The organism is Paenibacillus gansuensis, from assembly GCF_042684925.1.
GTDB classification, from domain to species: Bacteria; Bacillota; Bacilli; order Paenibacillales; family DY6; genus Paenibacillus_N; species Paenibacillus_N gansuensis.
The window spans coordinates 614599-632301 of sequence record NZ_JBHUME010000002.1; the positions used below are offsets into that span (position 1 = coordinate 614599).

Sequence of the window (17703 nt, forward strand, 5' to 3'; positions counted from 1 at the left end):
GAGAGAAACCAATGAAAGCAAATCGATTTAACATGCTCATGCTCGCAGTAACCATGCTGCTGACATTCGTCCTGGCAGCCTGCGGAAACAGTGCGTCCAACAGCGAAAACAACAGCAAGAACGGGGATAACAGCAGCACAGCCGGAAACAGCACCGAAGCAACCGCTTCTGCAGAAGCAGGTGACAAAAAGCCGGTGAAAGTCGTCTGGTGGCACTCCATGGGCGGCGAACTCGGCACGGCTGTCAAGCAGTTGGTAGACGAATTCAACGCATCGCATCCGGATATCCAAGTGGAAGAAGTGTTCCAAGGAACCTACGATGAAAGCTTGAACAAAATGAAAGCATCTATGGATGCCGACTCCGGCCCCTCCCTGATTCAGGTGTACGAAATCGGCTCCCGTTTCATGATCGATTCCAAAGCGGTAACTCCGGTCCAAAACTTCATTGATGCGGACAACTACGATATTTCCAGTTTGGAAGAAAATATTTTGGGCTATTATAAATTCGATAACCAGCTGTACTCCATGCCGTTCAACACTTCCAACCCTGTTCTTTACTTCAACAAAGATATGTTTAAAGCTGCGGGCCTGAACCCGGACCAGCCTCCGAAAACATTCGAGGATGTAGCCAAAGCGGCAAAAGCACTGACCAAAGACGGCAAAACCGGCGCCTCCTTCGCAATCTACGGCTGGTTCATGGAGCAGCTGTTCGCGAATCAAGGCAAGGAATATGTGAACAACGGAAACGGCCGCACGGCTCCTGCCACCGAGTCCCTGCTGAACACCGACGCAGGCATAAACACAGTAAACTGGCTGAAAGAAATGCTGGACAGCAAGACCGCTCTAAACCTGGGCCGCAAAACCGACGATACCAAAAAAGCGTTCCTCGCCGGACAAATCGGCATGACCCTGGATTCCACAGGAAGCCTTCGCGGCATTGTCGACGGGGCCAAAGGCAAGTTCGAAGTAGGCACAGCTTTCCTGCCTAAGCCTGTCGGTTTAACGGACGGCGGCGTAGTAGTAGGCGGCGCCAGCTTATGGATCCTGAACAATAAGCCAGAAGAAGAGCAAAAAGCCGCGTGGGAATTCATCAAATACCTGGCCGAGCCGAAAACACAAGCAGTATGGCACATCAACTCCGGTTATTTCCCGATCAATAAGAAAGCTTATGACGAGCAGAATGTAAAAGACAATTTGGCCAAATACCCGCAATTCCAAACCGCTATCGACCAGCTGCACTCTACAAAGCTGACGCCTGCTACCCAAGGCGCTGTCATGGGCGTCTTCCCGGAAGCCCGCCAAACGGTCGAGGATGCCATGGAACAAGCATTTACCGGCACCAAGGATACGCAGAAAGCTTTGGACGACGCGGCAAAAGCAATTACGGAAAAAATTCAGACTTATAACAAGACGGTACAATAGCGGAACATCATAAGAGTTTTTCCGCATTTACTTTAACCATCGTTTCGCCTTTGTTAAGGCTTCTGATGTAGAGCTGCATTAATATTAGAATAGAACCTAAAAAACCCTATGGCTGACTATGAACTGAGTTCATGTTTTCCATAGGGTTTTGTTTTGGATGAAGGCCGGTGTGTACCGATTTATGATACAACGGCCATTTCATGGGTCTGCAAACTCATTGCGATATTTCTAAACCCGTAACGAGCCGCGGAACCCTCTTGCAGCATAGTAGGATTCTGCCCCATTATGGTACATAAAGACCGTTTCGTAGCGGCGATCACAAAAGATAGCCCCTCCGAGTTTTCTAATATTGGCGGGTGTTTGAACCCAGCTTGATGTTTTCAGATCGAATTTACCAAGTTGCTGCAGTTCCCGGTATTGTTCTTCCGTTAACAGCTCAATCCCCATGGCAGCAGCCGTATCCACTGCACTGCTTTGGGGTTTATGTTCCTTCCTCGACTCCAACGCTTCACGGTCGTAGCAAAGGCTTCTGCGGCCTTTCGGACTTTCCGCCGAACAGTCCATGAACATATATTCGCCCGACTCCCTGTCATGACCAACTACGTCCGGTTCGCCGCCGGTTCTCTCCATTTCATGGAGCGACCATAACTTTTCTGCATCAGCATCTAGTCTTGCTTGTACTTCAGCCCATTCGATCCCTTGGTGGCGGTCCCTGTTTTTCTCAAAACGGGTTTTCAATGTCTTAAGTAATTCTTCACGTTGTTCCGCTGCGAGTTCCTTGTTAATGCTGGTTTCATTTGTCATGAAAGTTCCTCCCAATATATGTGTACATTCCGGCTGGCATACAAACTCTAACGCCACTTACTTCGACAAGAAGTTAAGACAAATCCTCCCACCTGGCCCACATTTCCTGCGGATTTAATTCATAAACTTCGCTTTCCCTGAACATGAACTGGTGCATAATAAATTCCCTTCGGATCGTTGCAAAATCTTCATGAACATTCTTTATAAAATCATTCATTTCCTTCTCGCTATACTTCCGCCCCTTCTCCAACCGGGACACCAGATGTTCCAACACAATCAGTTTCTTCTTGGTTTGAGCCGGTATCGTTTTCAGTTTCCCTTCCGATGTGAAGAAGTTCTTAATAACGGAGTCCCTGATTCGCTTATGATCATCATGCAAAATGTCCGTACCTCCTTTAGAATTAGCATTTTGGTAAATCAGATGTTCTGTGGCTGCTGCGCTATTCTTGATGAAGTAATGATTTAATGAAAAATAAATCGTATTTTTATCTCTTCGCTCGTTAATCAAACTAGCTTCCCGCAGTTTCGCAGCATGGTGCGTTATGGTTGCGGGTGTAACACCTAGCTTTTCCGCCAGTACTTGGCCATTCCGTTCTCCGTCAGCAAGCAAAATTAAAATCCTTATTCTCGTAGGGTCCGCAAGCGCCTTATGATAGCTGACCACCTTATCTAATTGCATTGGGTGCATTCACCCCCTCATCTAATTTAATATATATCTAATTTATTATTTGTTAAATTAGATTTTATTATGATAGGAATGAAATGTAAAGTTTTTTGTTGCCAAGAAGAGTGAGGGAGTGGTCCTTCTCTCTTCATCTTCTTCACAGATCCCCCACCTGTTCACCCAGCCAAGCTGGCACACGAAATTTGATCCATAATATCGATTTTGTACCCATCCTCGGACTACCGACCTTTACTTACCGCACATTGCGACCCGTCTATGTCAATATTGCCCTCAATCGTCATAACGAAAACAGCTCCATCTCAATCGCATATGGACTGGCGCCCCCTTCACTACTGTCCAACCTCTGCCGCGTCAAAATCATGAATTAAACCCGCGATATTCGGCAGCCATTTGCAATAACGCTCCAGCGAGAACCCTGGGAAGCCCAGCAAATAGTGATTGCCCAACGTTCGGCCGGTCCCATCGAGCGTCCATTCTATCAGGAACAGCCGATGGTCGGCGTGTGATATGCGGATGCTGCCAAGCGTCCGGTTCTCATTCAAAGAAACGGTGAACGCCCCTTCCAGAAGCGTGTCGCCGCTGTCTGCATCCCAGACCCTATAGGTGCCTTTCGCCGCTTGTCGTGAATCATTCCCAACCACGACGGAAACGTGCCAGTTGTCAGGCTCGTCAATCATGATGCAGACCGGCTGCTGCACACGGCGGATGTAGTGGTAGGCCAGTTTTTTACCAAAGTAATAATCCACAACCGCATCTGAGAACTGCGGCCATCCGTCCAGCATATTCCACCAGATAATGCCGGTTCGGCGCCATTTCTTGATGCGGGTCATTTCAATAAAAAACTTTTTGGCTTCGGCTTGCGATATTTGAGAAGCTACGATGAACGACTCGAGGTTATCCGGCACTTCGCCGAACATTTCCCGAATCTGATCGGCCATCAACTGTATGCGCGAAGCGTACGGGCCATTCTTGCCGATGGTCTCTGTCGCATGCGCGATCCATTGCTCGTTATCCTGCCACGGCCAAAGGCGGTCAGTGTCCAGGAACCGCTGCAGCGACGATAGATTCGGGCATCCGTGGTAGCCGATTTCACTGACAAAATGATACGTACTCGCCTTGTAATATTGGCTCTTGAAGTAATCGCGCGGTCCCCAAAGATGCCGTTCAGGCGCGAGCTGCCAGTCATACTTGCCTGCCACCGTCGGCGCCATGAACGGCGAGCTCGGCAGATAGGCCCGGTATGGATCACAATCTCTTACGACTTCCGGCAAGACCTCTCGGGTCAGCTTGTTATAGGACGGATCCAGCTTCCGATACATATAAAACTCATCGCACTCATTGTCCCCGCACCAGAGCACCAGAGAAGGGTGATTGCGCAGCGCCCGGACAATAGATCTGGCTTCGGCACGAATCTGTTCCGTAAATTCTGTCGATTGCGGGTGATGGGCGCATGCCAGTGCAAAGTCCTGCCATACCATCAAACCGAGCCGGTCGCATTTCTCATAGAAGGCGTGATCTTCGTATACATTGCCTCCCCAGCACCGGACGATGTTACAGTCCGCCTCCACGAATAAGGTTAACGCTTGATCGAGCCGTTCACTGTCCCTGCCGTGAAACACGTCAAGCGGTACCCAGTTCGATCCTTTGCATAGTATGGGCGTATGATTCATTTTGAAAAGAAATTCCCCGCCCTCAAGCAGGGTCGTGGTTTCCGTCCGAATCAGCTCCGCAAGCCTAATTCCAATATACTCTTTTGACACGGTCACGATCTTGCCTTGGTGTACGAGTTCGACGGTTACTTCATACAAATCCGCCTCTCCATAGCCTCTCGGCCACCAGAGCTTAGGGTCCTCCACTTCGATCATCATGCTTCCTGCGCCAAACACCGCCGGTTTACTTGCATGGAAGGAGAATTCTTGACAGCGCCCTGTTACCCTGATTTCAAGACCGTCAAAGAACCGTACAGGATCTGTTCGGAACTGGTAAAATAGATTCAGCTGGGCTCTGTCCAAGTCCGGGCTGACATCAATCGTGGAGATTGCGATCGCAGTAAACTCGTTCGGTTCATGAAGCACGAGCTCCACCGGACGCCAAATGCCGGCCGACAAGGCGCGAGGCATGATATCCCACCCGTAACTGTGCCCCGCTTTTCGCACCCACAGATGCTCCCAATTGGTATGCTGGGCGTGCATAGAAGGCTCATACCGTTTCTTCATGGCCTCAAGCAATGGCGATTGCAGACGAATGACAAGATGATTCTCGCGGCGAATCGTATCGGTAACATCGAATTGATGGGCAATCAGCATATTATCCGATGTGCCGATGTTTTCACCGTTCAGCCAATATGTTGCTAAGCAGTCTACTCCGTGGAACACCAACTCGACTTGCCCGCTGCGATCCTCCGGTGCCTCAAAATGGGTCTCATACCACCATTCATATGACTCGTATTCTCGCAGCAACTTTATGTTGGAGCCAATGAACAAGTCGGGCAGTATCCCTTCTCTCATCATGTCCAACTCAACATTGCCCGGTACAACAGCTGGAATGCCGGTTAGCCCCGATGAGCCCAATTGTACCGGATGAGTAAGGGTGCTCTCCGTCTGGGGGAGATAATAGAGTTGCCATGTTGAATTCATTGTGTACGTAATCAAAATTCCAGCCTCCTACAGGTATGTTCGATACGGGGATCAACATAATTGTAAGAGGCTGGTCGTATTCCGGTCTTCTTCTGTATTCGGAAAAGTAGCATTATCTTCAGATCATGCTCTGTATTTAAAGCTGATTGACTGCTGCCGGTATTGAGCAGGAGCGGCTCCGTACATGTTTTTAAACATACGTATAAAATAAGATAACGTGTTAAATCCGGAAGCCAGCGCAATTTCAGTAATGGGCAGCGACGAGTCTTTTACAAGACGGTGGGCGAACTCAAGACGCAGCTGCAGCAAGTAGGCTTGAAAGGATTGGCCAAACGTCTGGCGAAACTTCTCGCTGAAATAATTTGCAGAGAGTCCGGCAGCGTCGGCAGCCCCTTTGAGGGTGATCGGATCGCGATAATGATGATCGATATACAGAAGAGCACGTTTCATATCCGCTTGGCTGCGAAGTACATCCGAGCCGGAACGGACGTCCTGCCCCTTCTTCCTGATGGCGCGCAACAAGCTCACTATAATCCGGTGCAGGGCACCTTGAACGATTGGAATGCTTCCCCGATCAGGATCAGGGCAAGCGGTCTCCCGCAGAATTAGTTGGCATTCGCGGTAGAGCGCCTCGGCATCGCTATCCTGTCTAGTGGAGTAAAGATTCCCCTTGCTTTCATACACCCATTCCAGCAATTCAGTTCCAAGCCATTCGCGTGAGAATTTGATGTTAACCAGACTGAGAGGATGTTCTGAATTGCCATATACTTCATGAATGTCTGCGGGAGTAAGCAGATAAAGTGTACCAGGGGTAAGCGCGAGTTCCTCACCGTTCAACAGTTGGCGCCCTTCACCGGACACAATAAATTCCATCTCAAAGAAGTCGTGCCAATGCAGCGGCCAGTCTCTATCCACTACATATTCCGAAACCGCGAACGTATCGGATTCCTTCATGAATTCTTCTTTTGAGAAACGATTCAGAAAGCGCTGCCGTTTCATAAGTTCCGCCCCCGCTTCTAAGACAATAATTAGCTTTACTATAGCGTATTTGGGTTCGTAAAGCAGGGTTTCCCTGTCCTCTACTGTTAGTTAGACCATAACTTTGCTGTTAGAGAGATTACGTAAAAACAGAGGATAAGATGGGGAAACGAAGAAGTTGTAATGGTTACTGCAGTAAGCACCATGTGTCTGTTATTTCACCTGCCGCTCCCCCGATTCCAAGAACGGCTGATACATCATTAAGGCATGATTTTCAGTTATGAACTCATCCGCTACCAGGTCTCCGTCCAGATTCATTGTTCTCCGATAGATCGTATTGTGCCGCGTATAGCCGCCCCAGGATTCCTGGCTCATTCGATGGTCCTTTTCATAAATTTCGTAAGTGTGAACAGGCCGCGCTGTACTGCGCCATTCGCCTATCAAGTGTTCGAAGTCCATCTCGATCCAAAGCTGGTAAGGATGATCCGTCGGATTGTAAATCCTCAAATCAAGGTAGTTGTATGCGCATGTGGCCCCGCTGCCAAACGGCTGCGTCCGCTTCGCGTCAGGAAACACATCATAGCTATGCCGGTGCCGCTCCGTCACCTCCAGCGGGGTATGCAATGTAATCCAGTAGATCAAATTGGACAACTGACACAACCCTCCGCCTACACCTGGCTTAAAGCTGCCATAGAATAGGACCATGCCATCCACGTAACCTTTTCTTCTGGTAGGGTTTCCGATTAACTTCCAGTACGACAACGTCTCCCCCGGTTGGATAACAATGCCGTTCAGCTTTTCCGCCGCGATCCTCAGATTCTTCACCTTATTGTGCTGCAGCCACATCTCTACATCCTTCAACTGCCTCAGCAACGGGGTCTGATGACGAAACACCCTATTTTGCATCTGCGCCGGCTGCTTCTGCTTCGCAAATTTCACCCCGCCAAAATACCACTCAGCATAACGCTTCATCCTGTAATAGGCAGTGCCCAAGAACAGTCGGGCTTTAGACCGTTTGATAGGTTTCATGGGGCTGACCTCCAATTGGGTAAATTGATGAGGATTAGAGAGTAATGCCTACAAGTTAAGTTTCGACATTCATAGGCTTATCGGTTGTACGATTAAATCCAGCTGTATAGGCTTCGAATATTGTTTTAATAGGAAGACCCCTTATTCGATCGGCAATTAGGTTTCAATCCAATATCTCTTCACAACATTACCATCTTCCTCTGTAAAGCTTGTGTCCGGGATGCCGCCGTTATTTAGTATCGTTTTCTCAGAAGCTATATTGCTTTCATCACATACAATAAGTACTTTCTTGATGCCAAGTTCTTTTGTTTTTTCCAGTGCCATAGCAAGTAATTTTGTAGCATAACCTTTTTGTCTCTCGGAAGATCGAATCCCATAGCCAATATGACCGCCACTATTAAATAACTGTTCAGTTAAGCCATGTCTAATATTTACTGCTCCTATCACTCTCATATCATCAGAAACTAACCAATATGTAGAACTTGGAACCCAACTTCCAGGAATATGCTCCCCAATTTCATTCTCGTACAGGAATCGAATCATACCTTCAAAATCAGATGGGTCCTTGCTTACTACCCATGGTACAAAAGATTCTCCACTAGACTTCCATTCCTCGTAAAAATCAAGATACTCATCTTGATAGTCTATACTCGGTCGTGCCAAAAATACCTTTTTCATAAGGATTCCCCCTATTCGGGATACTTCGATGCGCATTAAATTCTATGCTTTTTTCACGCAGAACTTGTTATTCATCGCGTCATTTTCAATAAGAATGTTCCCCTTCATTACGGAGGTAACACTGGAATAAATCCATTGACCGAGAAGGTAATGCTGGCTGCACTTAAATTTTTTGAAAAACAACGATGTGAAATCATGGTTATCTCAACAAGAGGGCCAACTAGCCTCTCTCAGCATAACGAATTAACTGTTGAATTGCTGCTCATATACCGGTTCAGCAATGTTTAAGAGGTTAAGTCGCAGCCCCTCACCTTCCAGTTTAGAAATGATTTGCCGCGCAGTTTCAAAATTCATTGTCACTCTTCCAGTTGTTTCAAACCCTTCTGGCATGATTCCATAACTCTTTACTCTGGCCATAACAAAAACAGTGTATGTATCCGTACTCTCCCAATACCAAGCAGCAATCGGTACTCTTTTGGACTCCAGTATAAGGCCCGCTTCTTCCATTGTTTCACGATTTAACGCAGTATCAATATCCTCATTAACTTCAATTCTCCCACCGACTGTTGTGAGCGCCTTTTCATTCTTATCCCATACCATTACTATGGAGCCATCTTCTGTAATCGGTATGCTGTGTATACCAGCTATTCTTTTATCAGTTGGAAATTTCCCGTTTAAAGGAGTTAGCATGTGGTCCCCCTAATCATGGTGCTTAATAACACCTATTTCTTCTAATGGCTCCCATGTCACGATAGAGAAACCGAGAACTTTTCAATAGGAAAATTCATCCACACCCTTATTCTACATTTGAATACCCATGCCTTCTATAACCTAACGAGCTAGTGAAAAATAATAATAGAAGCAGCCTCTTTCGAAACGGCGAATTGCAGCATACGAGTCCCCTCCTCAGACAGGGCATCCCGTTCTTGCTCAGTAAGTTTGCAAAAAGGTTCTATATGCAGTTCAGTGCCATGACGCCCACTCGTCAACTTCCAGGTTCCGCTGACATAACCGTCGACTAAAAAGGTTGCACGGATGATTCCATTCACTGTAAAAACACGTTTACGGCACGCCTCATCCATAACTCGGCTGCGGTCCGCATAAGATAACAGCATATTGTCGAACTCGCCAAGAAATCTCGGTTCAGATGGTGTATCCGCATCAGGCCGGGGAGCATCCGGCAGATCGAATAGCTCCTCGCCTTGTTCGTTTTGGAACGTGACCAGTTCCGGACGAAGAGATTTTATTACTTCACTCATCCGTGTAAGTCCTGACCAAACCTGAATATCTTTGACTGTAGCGGGTCCGAATGCTTCCAAATAACGCCGAATGAGCCATTCCGGCTCGGGCGATAAGGATAAAGACTGGCCAAGCCATGCTTCAATTGAAGTATGCACAGCCTGGCCGCTTTCTCCCCATATGCCCCGCGGCGGGATCTGCACTAACGGTACCCTGTTCCGAACCACTGCTGCTGCAGCCTCCGGGGTGAGCCCCGGTGAATGTTCGCATAAACGCATCCCCATTTCTTGGAACGTCATGGGCTTCTTTTCGACGAACTCCCTTCCAGCTGCAGCAAGTGCTTCTTGGTCTATTCCTATAAGCTGCTTGCCGAAGGCCCCCTTCAGGCCGCGGTCCATCACTGGCTGCAGTAGAGGACGCAGCTGCAAGGCATCTGGGGAAGAGACCAGGTGTAGGGTCGAACGCATAAGTGCCATGCGGACAACTTGTTTGTCCTTCAAAAGTCCGGATAGTTCTTCATGCCGGAAACCTTCTACTCGTGACCACAAACCATAATATGGGGCATTCTGGGACTGCGCCTGCATCCCAAATAACTTCTCGATGGCCTCCAAGACAGGGAGCTTCACACGGGTAAGCAACATTTGCCTTGCCAGCAGCGCGCGATTCAGCTCGCGGTTAGTGAGTAGTTTATCGGTTGCTTTGCCAGATGCTACTTTACCAGGTAATTCGCCAGGTGCTTTGCCTTTTGCTGCCGCTTGAGCTTGCGTTTTTTTCACTTCACTCATGTGATGGCTCCCTTCTTGCAAGGATTTTTATTATAGTGTTACCGGAATCTCAGGAAGAAAGAATGGATGTCAGGGATTAGAAGATCCGGGGCATCCATCGCAGCAAAGTGAGTTCCACGCTCGAATTCCGACCATTGCACAATGTTCCTGTTGTCACGTTCAGCAAAGCGTTTTATCAATTTAAAATCATCTCCGAAAACAGCCACTCCCGTTGGAGTCGTATTGGGTCCCTGCGTCTCCTGCCCGTGATTGTGCGCATTCTCATAATACAAACGAGACGAGGATTCCGCCGTATTGGTCAACCAGTACAAGGTAACGTTAGTCAGGAAAGCATCCCGGTCGATAAAATCCACATGGTCGCCAAAACCGCAGAACATCTCGGCAATCCAAGCAAGCTGACCTGACGGCGAGTCTGCCAGCCCATAGGAGAGGGTTTGTGGGCGTGTGGATTGAATGGCATGAAAGCCCGCCCGTTCCTGGAAATTGGCAAGGAACTGAAGCTTTTGCTGATCTTCTTCCTTTAAGTCAGCCATCTCCGCCGGATCTCCGGAAGGGAACGAAAACAGCTGCAGCACATGAATGCCGCGAAGGCCCTCCGGCTTTTGAATGCCGAGTTCTCTGGACACCAGTGCGCCGCAATCACTACCGTGCGATCCGTATTCCGTGTAGCCGAGGCGCTTCATTAAGACATCCCACGCTTTTGCAATTCGGGCAATATCCCATCCCGCGTCAAGAACTGGTCCCGAGAACCCGAATCCAGGTACGGAAGGAATGACAAGGTGAAACGCCTGAGCCGGATCGCCTCCGTGTTTGCGCGGATCGGTGAGCGGACCGATGAGTTCCATAAACTCGACAATCGAGCTAGGCCATGCATGGGTAAGCAGCAGTGGAAATGCATTCGGTTCAGGCGAACGAACATGTAAAAAATGAATGTTGGCTCCATCGATATTCGTAGTGAATTGAGGGTACTCATTCAGGCGATCTTCGAATGGACGCCAATCGTATTCCTTCTCCCAATAGACTGCTAATTCTTTCACATAATCCAGCGAAACTCCATATTTCCAGCCAGCTCCACCTAACGTTTCCGGCCAACGGGTCCGGGATAAACGATACCGAAGTTCCTCAAGATCTTCTTGCGGTACGGAGATACGGAACGGCTGAATGTCTGTGCTTTCCTGGGAAATAACAGCTCTTGCATTGGTCATGTGAACATCCTCCTTGAAATGGGTTTGTTTTAGTTTTTGCTTATATGTCCATAGTAAGCCACGCACCCTGACAACATTATGTCAGGGTGCGTGGGTTCAAAAAAATTTTCAACTCCTATAACGTGTCTCATTTTCCGATCGGTTCTGGAACCTTGTAATTTAAAACGGCGATAAAAGAAGACGGCTTCTTTATAATGTTGGTAACGAACCATAAGGGAGCCGTGTCCATGCGATAAGCAAGAAAGTTCTGCTTGAACGGCTGGAGACGCATATCAAAACATTGGTAGGCCGCTACAAGGGGAAAATTTATGCATGGGATGTGGTCAATGAGGCTGTCTCGGAGAACGGATCCGGCTTGCGGGAGACGCCTTGGCTGGATATTCTCGGTGAGGAGTATATTGCTAAAGCGTTTCAATGGGCCCATGAAGCGGATCCTGATGCCTTGCTGTTCTATAATGGCTATGACACAGAAAATAAACAAAAACGACAAAGCATCCATGACCTCATCCTATCGCTTCAACAAAAAGGCGTGCCCATTCACGGCATCGGCCTCCAAGGACATTCGGGCTTCCTTGCCCGCCAGCCCCTCTACTCTATGACATGCCCAGGGTAAGAACTCACACTGTTCAAAGCCTCAGTTCATAAAAATACTGCACAATGGGATGCTTTAGCTTCATTTTCTCGGACATGTTTAAGATTCGCTTTTTGCCCACTCGTCTGTCCACCAAAGCTAGAATATTGAGTACGATGTCATTACTTTCTATGCTTTCATCTATAGGACTGGATAAAAACGTATTAGCTGCAACGATAAAATTGGATTTACATAAAGATGATTGTGCTGACAAAAGCTCCTTGGCATGCTCTGATATTTTTCGGCTTCGTGCAATGACTTTTAGACGATCCTCCGGCACGAGCCCTTTGGTATCTTCCCTAATCAATTCAATTTCCTCATTGTTTATAGGAAGTTGGATAGCCGGGTCGTTCTTAATTTCCAAGTCCGACTGATACCATTTAATTGGGGTCGTTATATCATTAATATTGAGTACCTTCTTTTTATCAACCATAATATAGCAAATCCCTGGCTTATCGGGTAAATAACGATATCCGGTCGCGCTGTATTCAACCCTTCCAATTAACGCCGGACATAGAAAACTTTCCAGTTGTTGCTTTATTTTGCTCCAAGCCATGTGATCCTCCTGTGTTCTATAATAAGCTGTAGAGGCAGTCCTTCTATTATGAAGAAACGGTGACTAAAAAGAAATGCATAAATAATAATGGAGCCGCTCACAGTCATATTCGCTAATTGCGGATGTTTTTGGTAGAAGTGTCCGCGCCGCGCTTTGTCTCGTTGCCAGGCCGCGCGAAACGGACGGCTGGATGTACGGCGCAGGATTCGCCGATCTGGACGGCCACCGCTGAAACCTGCTGTATATGGATGAGAGTAAAATGCCGAAACGCTGAAATCAGAGCGATCGTTACTTACACAGAATAAAACGGCCATGGATATCAACCATGGCCTTTTTTAGACGGTAAGCCCAGCACTTACTGCTGACTCAGCCAATATCGTCTCGCACCCGTTGAATAATGCAAACTTCTTAAGAGATTTGTTCAAGGCTAACCGCAATTGCTTTGTTGGCTTTATGTCGCTCTCGTACCAGATGTTTTTAACACTGAGCGTGCTGGTTTTTCGCTCCACGATTACCTCAGCTCGACCGACGAGGCTCTCTCCGTATAAAATAGGCAACACATAATAGCCGAATTTCCGTTTCGCTGCAGGCGTGTAAATCTCCCAAGTGTAATCAAAACCAAACAATTGGTTAATCAGCTTTCTGTCCCATATCAAGTTATCCAGTGGGGCTATCAGCTCACAGCGCAATGCCGGCTCCGGATTTTGCAGGACGGTTTCAATAAGCGGCAAATCTTCCACCCGGCAGTATAGGACATCCTTCATTTGCTCCACGGCAACAGCAACAATGCTAGCCTGATGCAACAACTGTCGAAAAACCTCGTTTCGCTGCTCCGCTTTCAATCCCCATATGTTTAGCAAGGCATCAGATCCACGATTCCATAAAAGCCCAATAGCGCCTATCCTGCGCAATACCCGCCATTTGTGATGCTCCAAATCGCTCTCGAGCGGCTCAGGAGCATTTATCAAATCTGGATGTATGTACTTCTCGGAGAAATCATAATATTTACGTGTTCCTTTTTTGTGATGAATGATTAACTCACCTGTAGAGTACATCTGCTCCAGAACCGAACGAGCTGTGTTGTTCCCACCGCTCCAGTGAATGGCTGAGTGCCAATCGAAATTTCCATCCAATGTAAAATCATCCGAACTAAGTGTTCCCTGACTTTGGATGAGTGTACGCACTTGCTCTGTCAACGCCTCCATCTCGGGATAGCGTTTGGCATGGAGTCGGGCAGCTTGTCTATATCGCTCAAAATAAGGCCAGTCTTCCACAGGAATAATAGCCAGGTTCTTGTCGGGATAATCCATCAGTAGCCTATCTTTATACAACAACTCATTAAGCATGCTCTTTGTAAATCCTTTGACACGCGACTGCAGCACCAGTTCGGCGTTTTTTCCGCAAACATCAATGGGATCGAATTGAATACAGCCTGCTTGCCGCACAAAATCCAATACGCCCTGCTTTCCGGTAAATCGATAATCGCCTAACAGCCCGTGCTTCAATAACAAAAATTGCCGTGCCTGGCGGTTCGTCAGTTGGATCATGTATGCATCGCCTCCAGCCCGATTTAGCTTCTGAGCAGAATGAGTAACTAGAACGCATGTTCCTATTCTAATTTTACCATTGTTTACTAAATATAAACAAGAGCTATTGAAAACTCAAAACCATAAAATTATAGAAGACCATGGGCAGCAGTCCATGGCCGTTCTTTGCGGTATTTGGGGACACAATTTATCACCAATTTATCCCCAAAATACCTTCTAACACGCTCGGTTGTTTCACAACCCTTTTGTTATAATTTTGAATAAGTTAAAAATTTAAACATCTTGGTATCGCCCACCCTTAATTGATACCCATTATATTCATGACTTTTACCACGCAATCCTGCCAGTTACTTCATCGTTTCCTCGTTAGCGGAATGATTTCTTAGCAATCGAACGTGATGATAATTCTTAGATCGGACGGTTCTTCTCTTCCCACCAAGCGCCCAACAACATCCAAAAATGCACTGCCACATTCCATATAGTTTACTGAATCTATAAGTTTTTCGCCGTCCATGGTCTCGTCTTCGTACTCAAATGTTTGATTCCAGTTAAACTCAAGCAGCTCATTAGCGGTAAACCACGTTGTACTATGGTATTCACCATACTTGATCTGAAGCCGAATTTCTTCACTTACATCTTCAGGTAACCCACGTGGTTCACTAATATACGGCATGTTCTCAGAATTTCGTATATTGGCTAAGATTGCAAATAGGTCGTAATTTCGATCCTTGAAGACCATATCGTTTGACTCAACAACCCACGCTGGAGCTTCGTCACGTTCTGGATAAAGAATTGCCCATTCACTCTTTGTCCACTTATCAATCGATATCCATTTGCCTGAACGGTCTGTTTCATAAATGCTGCTCCGATACATTTTTCGTTCTACAAAACAATGAATATCCGTCCCCATTTAACCCTCCATACTTTATCTCTAGATATAATTGATACCACATATTGTAATGCTGCCCGTCAACACCTCTGACAACTACAAAACAGCCTAATAAAACCATCCAGACTGTAAGGGTAGAGAAAATCAAACGACTATTAAAATTAGAAAAACTAAATATAATCAAATCTTTTTCATAAAGTTTTACTCTGAACGAAATATCAAGGTTTTGCTCCAAAACTATTCCCCCGCATCCATTGTAGTAACTTCTTTCCTTATTGTATCGGTCAGCCATACAGCATTTTTAAATACGGGCTTGAATAATTGACAGTAACACAAAGTTCAATTAAACAAATCTACCGGTTAGCTTAACGCCCACCGCAGTCTACAACTTTTTTCCCCGTATGTGATCCCTACAACATCATTTTCTACAAACATAGCAGTGAAGACAATATTTTTCCTCGCCGGACATACTTCGTTATATGTTCATTTAAAAGCGCATCTTCATTATTCTTAATAAGTTCAATCGTCTTGGAAGTAAAATTCCAATTCAAACAACCCGTTAACCATAACAGGGAACGAAGTCTTTCATACTCTCTTGGACTAAGCAATTCATCTGCACGATATCCATCCCATACAGTTTTAGCTAGAACCGGCGACATCTCATGAGAGGCAACCCCTTGAGTTCTGGAGTACCATTTTACCAGCCATGCCAGTCCCTCCACTCTATCCGTATACGTGATGGATTCGAAATCTACAACACCGGTGATCTCCTCTTTTTGATTCCAAAGGATATTGAGTGGGTTTAAGTCAGATTGAACGATAAATTCATGTGATCCCGTCTTTACACGGTCTATATGAAGCTCTATTTCGCTGAGGTAACTTTGTAGGAAGTGTGTTGTGGAGGGCGAAAATGTAGATGAGGCAGCATGAGCACACAGCATTGTATAAAATGTCTGATGACCTTTACTATGTGGCACTTGCGGAAATACATTTGATTGGAATCTGGACGATACATCGTGCAATCTTCTAGCAAAAGCACCAAAATTTCGAGCAATAGATTCTGTACCATAAGTCAGGTGATTACCTTGAATCCACTCAAAAAGCACGAATCTCCACTCTTCATTACCGAACATAATCGTTGTAAACAATTCGCCGTTAACAGTAGGCACATGCTTCATAAAGGGAATACCCGCATCAAAAAGGAAATTGCAAAATCTTATCTGTTCGGCCAAAACTGCATCAGATACTGATATAAAGACATCTGTCTCGTAACGCTTATTTCCAATAAATCTCGCTGAATAAGATTTGTTATCTACACAAACTTTAAAATGTAAATCTCCATGCCATGAATTAGATTGAAGCTTTTTTTCGATCATGAGAGTGCTTGGGTTTAAATGATATGGCTTTAAAGCTGATTTGAGAAGTTGGAACTCATCCAATAAATTGCCTCCTCTTACTGGGGCGGTATTATTTTGATCGTGAAACAACAATATGATTTAACATAGCCGATCCTTTATACGGTCAAGCTGAATGATCTCTGACAAAATCGTTCCACTAAACCCGCATTTTGTGGGGGTATTTGGATTGACTATTGCACTGTTTTCACCCCAAGAGTCAAGGTTGTACACATGATCAGGCATTGAGTTAATTATATAATTAATTCTTTCCTTTTTTTCTTTATACTTGTCAAAATTTATTTTAATTAAGTTATGAATCTTTGGTGTACATAACCCTACCAAGCCAATTATGAAGATAGTGAGACCAATTAATATGGGGATATAACTTTCTGATTCATGGAACACGGCATAGGAAAAATCAATTCCACCCCACCCCATAAATTTAGCAAATAATAATCCAATACCAATAGGAATCAAAGATAACACCATAACAAGCACGGAAACCGCTTTATCATAGGACTTAATAAGATCTCCTCCTAAGAATGATTTACTTATACTCTTAATCTGGAATTAACTTCAAGTGTGTTATTGTGCAAACGTTCTCCGTTAGTCTAATCTTTTACTGTAATCTTCTAACCAAATTTTCTCTATCCATGCATTTTTATTATTCGTGATATACAATCAAATGATTTCTTCGGGGTTAAAATATTCATGATAAGTGGGCCGAACTTAATAACATTGTCTGCAATGTTGTTGAGATGTTCAGCAAGTTCTATTGAATCCTCAACTTCTGTGTCCCCATAATAATGGATTCGTACGGGATATTATTATGTGGTTTAAGGTAATTTATTGAGGTATACGTTACCGTAAAGAGGTCCTCTTGTCTGAATGATGATATTGGGAACCTGAATGGATAATCCGTTGCATCTATCAAATAATTTTTATTAGTCAAATTCAAATGTTCTCTGAGGAAGGAATGCCTCACACAAAAAACAATATCGGTACCTTGCTCACCTGGAATGCCTTATTATCGTTACTTTTATCGAATGTATTATCGTAATAATGTAAGCAATCACGAAAAGCGACAACAATTTGTGAATTAATAAAGTTCGGATTATAGAGCCAAATTTTAAGATAGAAGGGTTCATTTAGACTTACCAACTGTTGAGACCAAGATTGATAAACTTCTATCATAGCCTCAAGTATTAATCGAGAATACCATA

The 17703-nt window shown here is 45.6% G+C and carries 16 protein-coding genes; 2 read left to right on the top strand and 14 right to left on the bottom strand.

Annotation, left to right across the window (positions count from 1 at the left end; genetic code table 11):
• The first annotated feature begins 11 nt into the window (after window positions 1-11).
• A complete protein-coding gene (locus ACFSUF_RS02845) occupies window positions 12-1421 on the top strand; it encodes an ABC transporter substrate-binding protein (RefSeq protein WP_377599891.1) in 1410 nt (469 codons plus the stop codon).
• A gap of 228 nt (window positions 1422-1649) precedes the next feature.
• Here the strand turns inward: ACFSUF_RS02845 and ACFSUF_RS02850 are convergent, their stop codons facing one another.
• From ACFSUF_RS02850 to ACFSUF_RS02890, 9 genes are all read right to left on the bottom strand, one after another.
• Complete coding sequence (locus ACFSUF_RS02850) at window positions 1650-2225, bottom strand: DUF4256 domain-containing protein (protein ID WP_377599893.1); 576 nt, start codon at window positions 2223-2225, stop codon at window positions 1650-1652.
• A 73-nt stretch (window positions 2226-2298) separates the two neighbouring features.
• The gene (locus ACFSUF_RS02855; protein WP_377599895.1) at window positions 2299-2904 is read right to left on the bottom strand and encodes a DUF2087 domain-containing protein; all 606 of its coding nucleotides are present in this window, start codon (window positions 2902-2904) and stop codon (window positions 2299-2301) included.
• Between the two features lie 335 nt (window positions 2905-3239).
• Entirely contained in the window at window positions 3240-5561 is a 2322-nt protein-coding gene (locus ACFSUF_RS02860) for a glycoside hydrolase family 2 protein (protein ID WP_377599897.1), read from the bottom strand.
• A 108-nt stretch (window positions 5562-5669) separates the two neighbouring features.
• Entirely contained in the window at window positions 5670-6545 is an 876-nt protein-coding gene (locus tag ACFSUF_RS02865; protein WP_377599899.1) for an AraC family transcriptional regulator, read from the bottom strand.
• 192 nt (window positions 6546-6737) lie between these two features.
• Window positions 6738-7553 carry a VanW family protein gene (locus ACFSUF_RS02870; RefSeq protein ID WP_377599901.1) on the bottom strand — a complete coding sequence of 272 codons (816 nt, stop codon included), beginning with the start codon at window positions 7551-7553 and terminating at the stop codon, window positions 6738-6740.
• A 156-nt stretch (window positions 7554-7709) separates the two neighbouring features.
• The gene (locus ACFSUF_RS02875) at window positions 7710-8231 is read right to left on the bottom strand and encodes a GNAT family N-acetyltransferase (protein ID WP_377599903.1); all 522 of its coding nucleotides are present in this window, start codon (window positions 8229-8231) and stop codon (window positions 7710-7712) included.
• Between the two features lie 243 nt (window positions 8232-8474).
• On the bottom strand, window positions 8475-8921 hold the full coding sequence (locus tag ACFSUF_RS02880; RefSeq protein WP_377599906.1) for an NUDIX domain-containing protein: 447 nt from the start codon (window positions 8919-8921) through the stop codon (window positions 8475-8477).
• A 149-nt stretch (window positions 8922-9070) separates the two neighbouring features.
• Window positions 9071-10255 (bottom strand): winged helix DNA-binding domain-containing protein, encoded by a 1185-nt coding sequence (locus ACFSUF_RS02885; protein WP_377599908.1) that lies wholly within the window; start codon window positions 10253-10255, stop codon window positions 9071-9073.
• 38 nt (window positions 10256-10293) lie between these two features.
• Window positions 10294-11460: an epoxide hydrolase family protein gene (locus ACFSUF_RS02890; protein ID WP_377599910.1), complete on the bottom strand. Its 1167-nt coding sequence runs from the start codon at window positions 11458-11460 to the stop codon at window positions 10294-10296.
• 232 nt (window positions 11461-11692) lie between these two features.
• Between ACFSUF_RS02890 and ACFSUF_RS02895 the strand changes: the two genes are divergently transcribed.
• A complete protein-coding gene (locus ACFSUF_RS02895) occupies window positions 11693-12073 on the top strand; it encodes an endo-1,4-beta-xylanase (protein ID WP_377600236.1) in 381 nt (126 codons plus the stop codon).
• Between the two features lie 13 nt (window positions 12074-12086).
• Here the strand turns inward: ACFSUF_RS02895 and ACFSUF_RS02900 are convergent, their stop codons facing one another.
• The 5 genes from ACFSUF_RS02900 to ACFSUF_RS02920 all read right to left on the bottom strand — a co-directional run bounded on the left by ACFSUF_RS02900 (window position 12087) and on the right by ACFSUF_RS02920 (window position 16978).
• Window positions 12087-12647 carry an SF0329 family protein gene (locus ACFSUF_RS02900; protein ID WP_377599912.1) on the bottom strand — a complete coding sequence of 187 codons (561 nt, stop codon included), beginning with the start codon at window positions 12645-12647 and terminating at the stop codon, window positions 12087-12089.
• A 335-nt stretch (window positions 12648-12982) separates the two neighbouring features.
• Window positions 12983-14194 carry a winged helix-turn-helix domain-containing protein gene (locus ACFSUF_RS02905; RefSeq protein WP_377599913.1) on the bottom strand — a complete coding sequence of 404 codons (1212 nt, stop codon included), beginning with the start codon at window positions 14192-14194 and terminating at the stop codon, window positions 12983-12985.
• Window positions 14195-14576: 382 nt separating this feature from the next.
• Window positions 14577-15104: a hypothetical protein gene (locus ACFSUF_RS02910; RefSeq protein WP_377599915.1), complete on the bottom strand. Its 528-nt coding sequence runs from the start codon at window positions 15102-15104 to the stop codon at window positions 14577-14579.
• 404 nt (window positions 15105-15508) lie between these two features.
• Window positions 15509-16522 (bottom strand): phosphotransferase enzyme family protein, encoded by a 1014-nt coding sequence (locus ACFSUF_RS02915; RefSeq protein WP_377599917.1) that lies wholly within the window; start codon window positions 16520-16522, stop codon window positions 15509-15511.
• A gap of 57 nt (window positions 16523-16579) precedes the next feature.
• Window positions 16580-16978 carry a hypothetical protein gene (locus ACFSUF_RS02920; RefSeq protein WP_377599919.1) on the bottom strand — a complete coding sequence of 133 codons (399 nt, stop codon included), beginning with the start codon at window positions 16976-16978 and terminating at the stop codon, window positions 16580-16582.
• Between the last annotated feature and the right edge of the window lie 725 nt (window positions 16979-17703).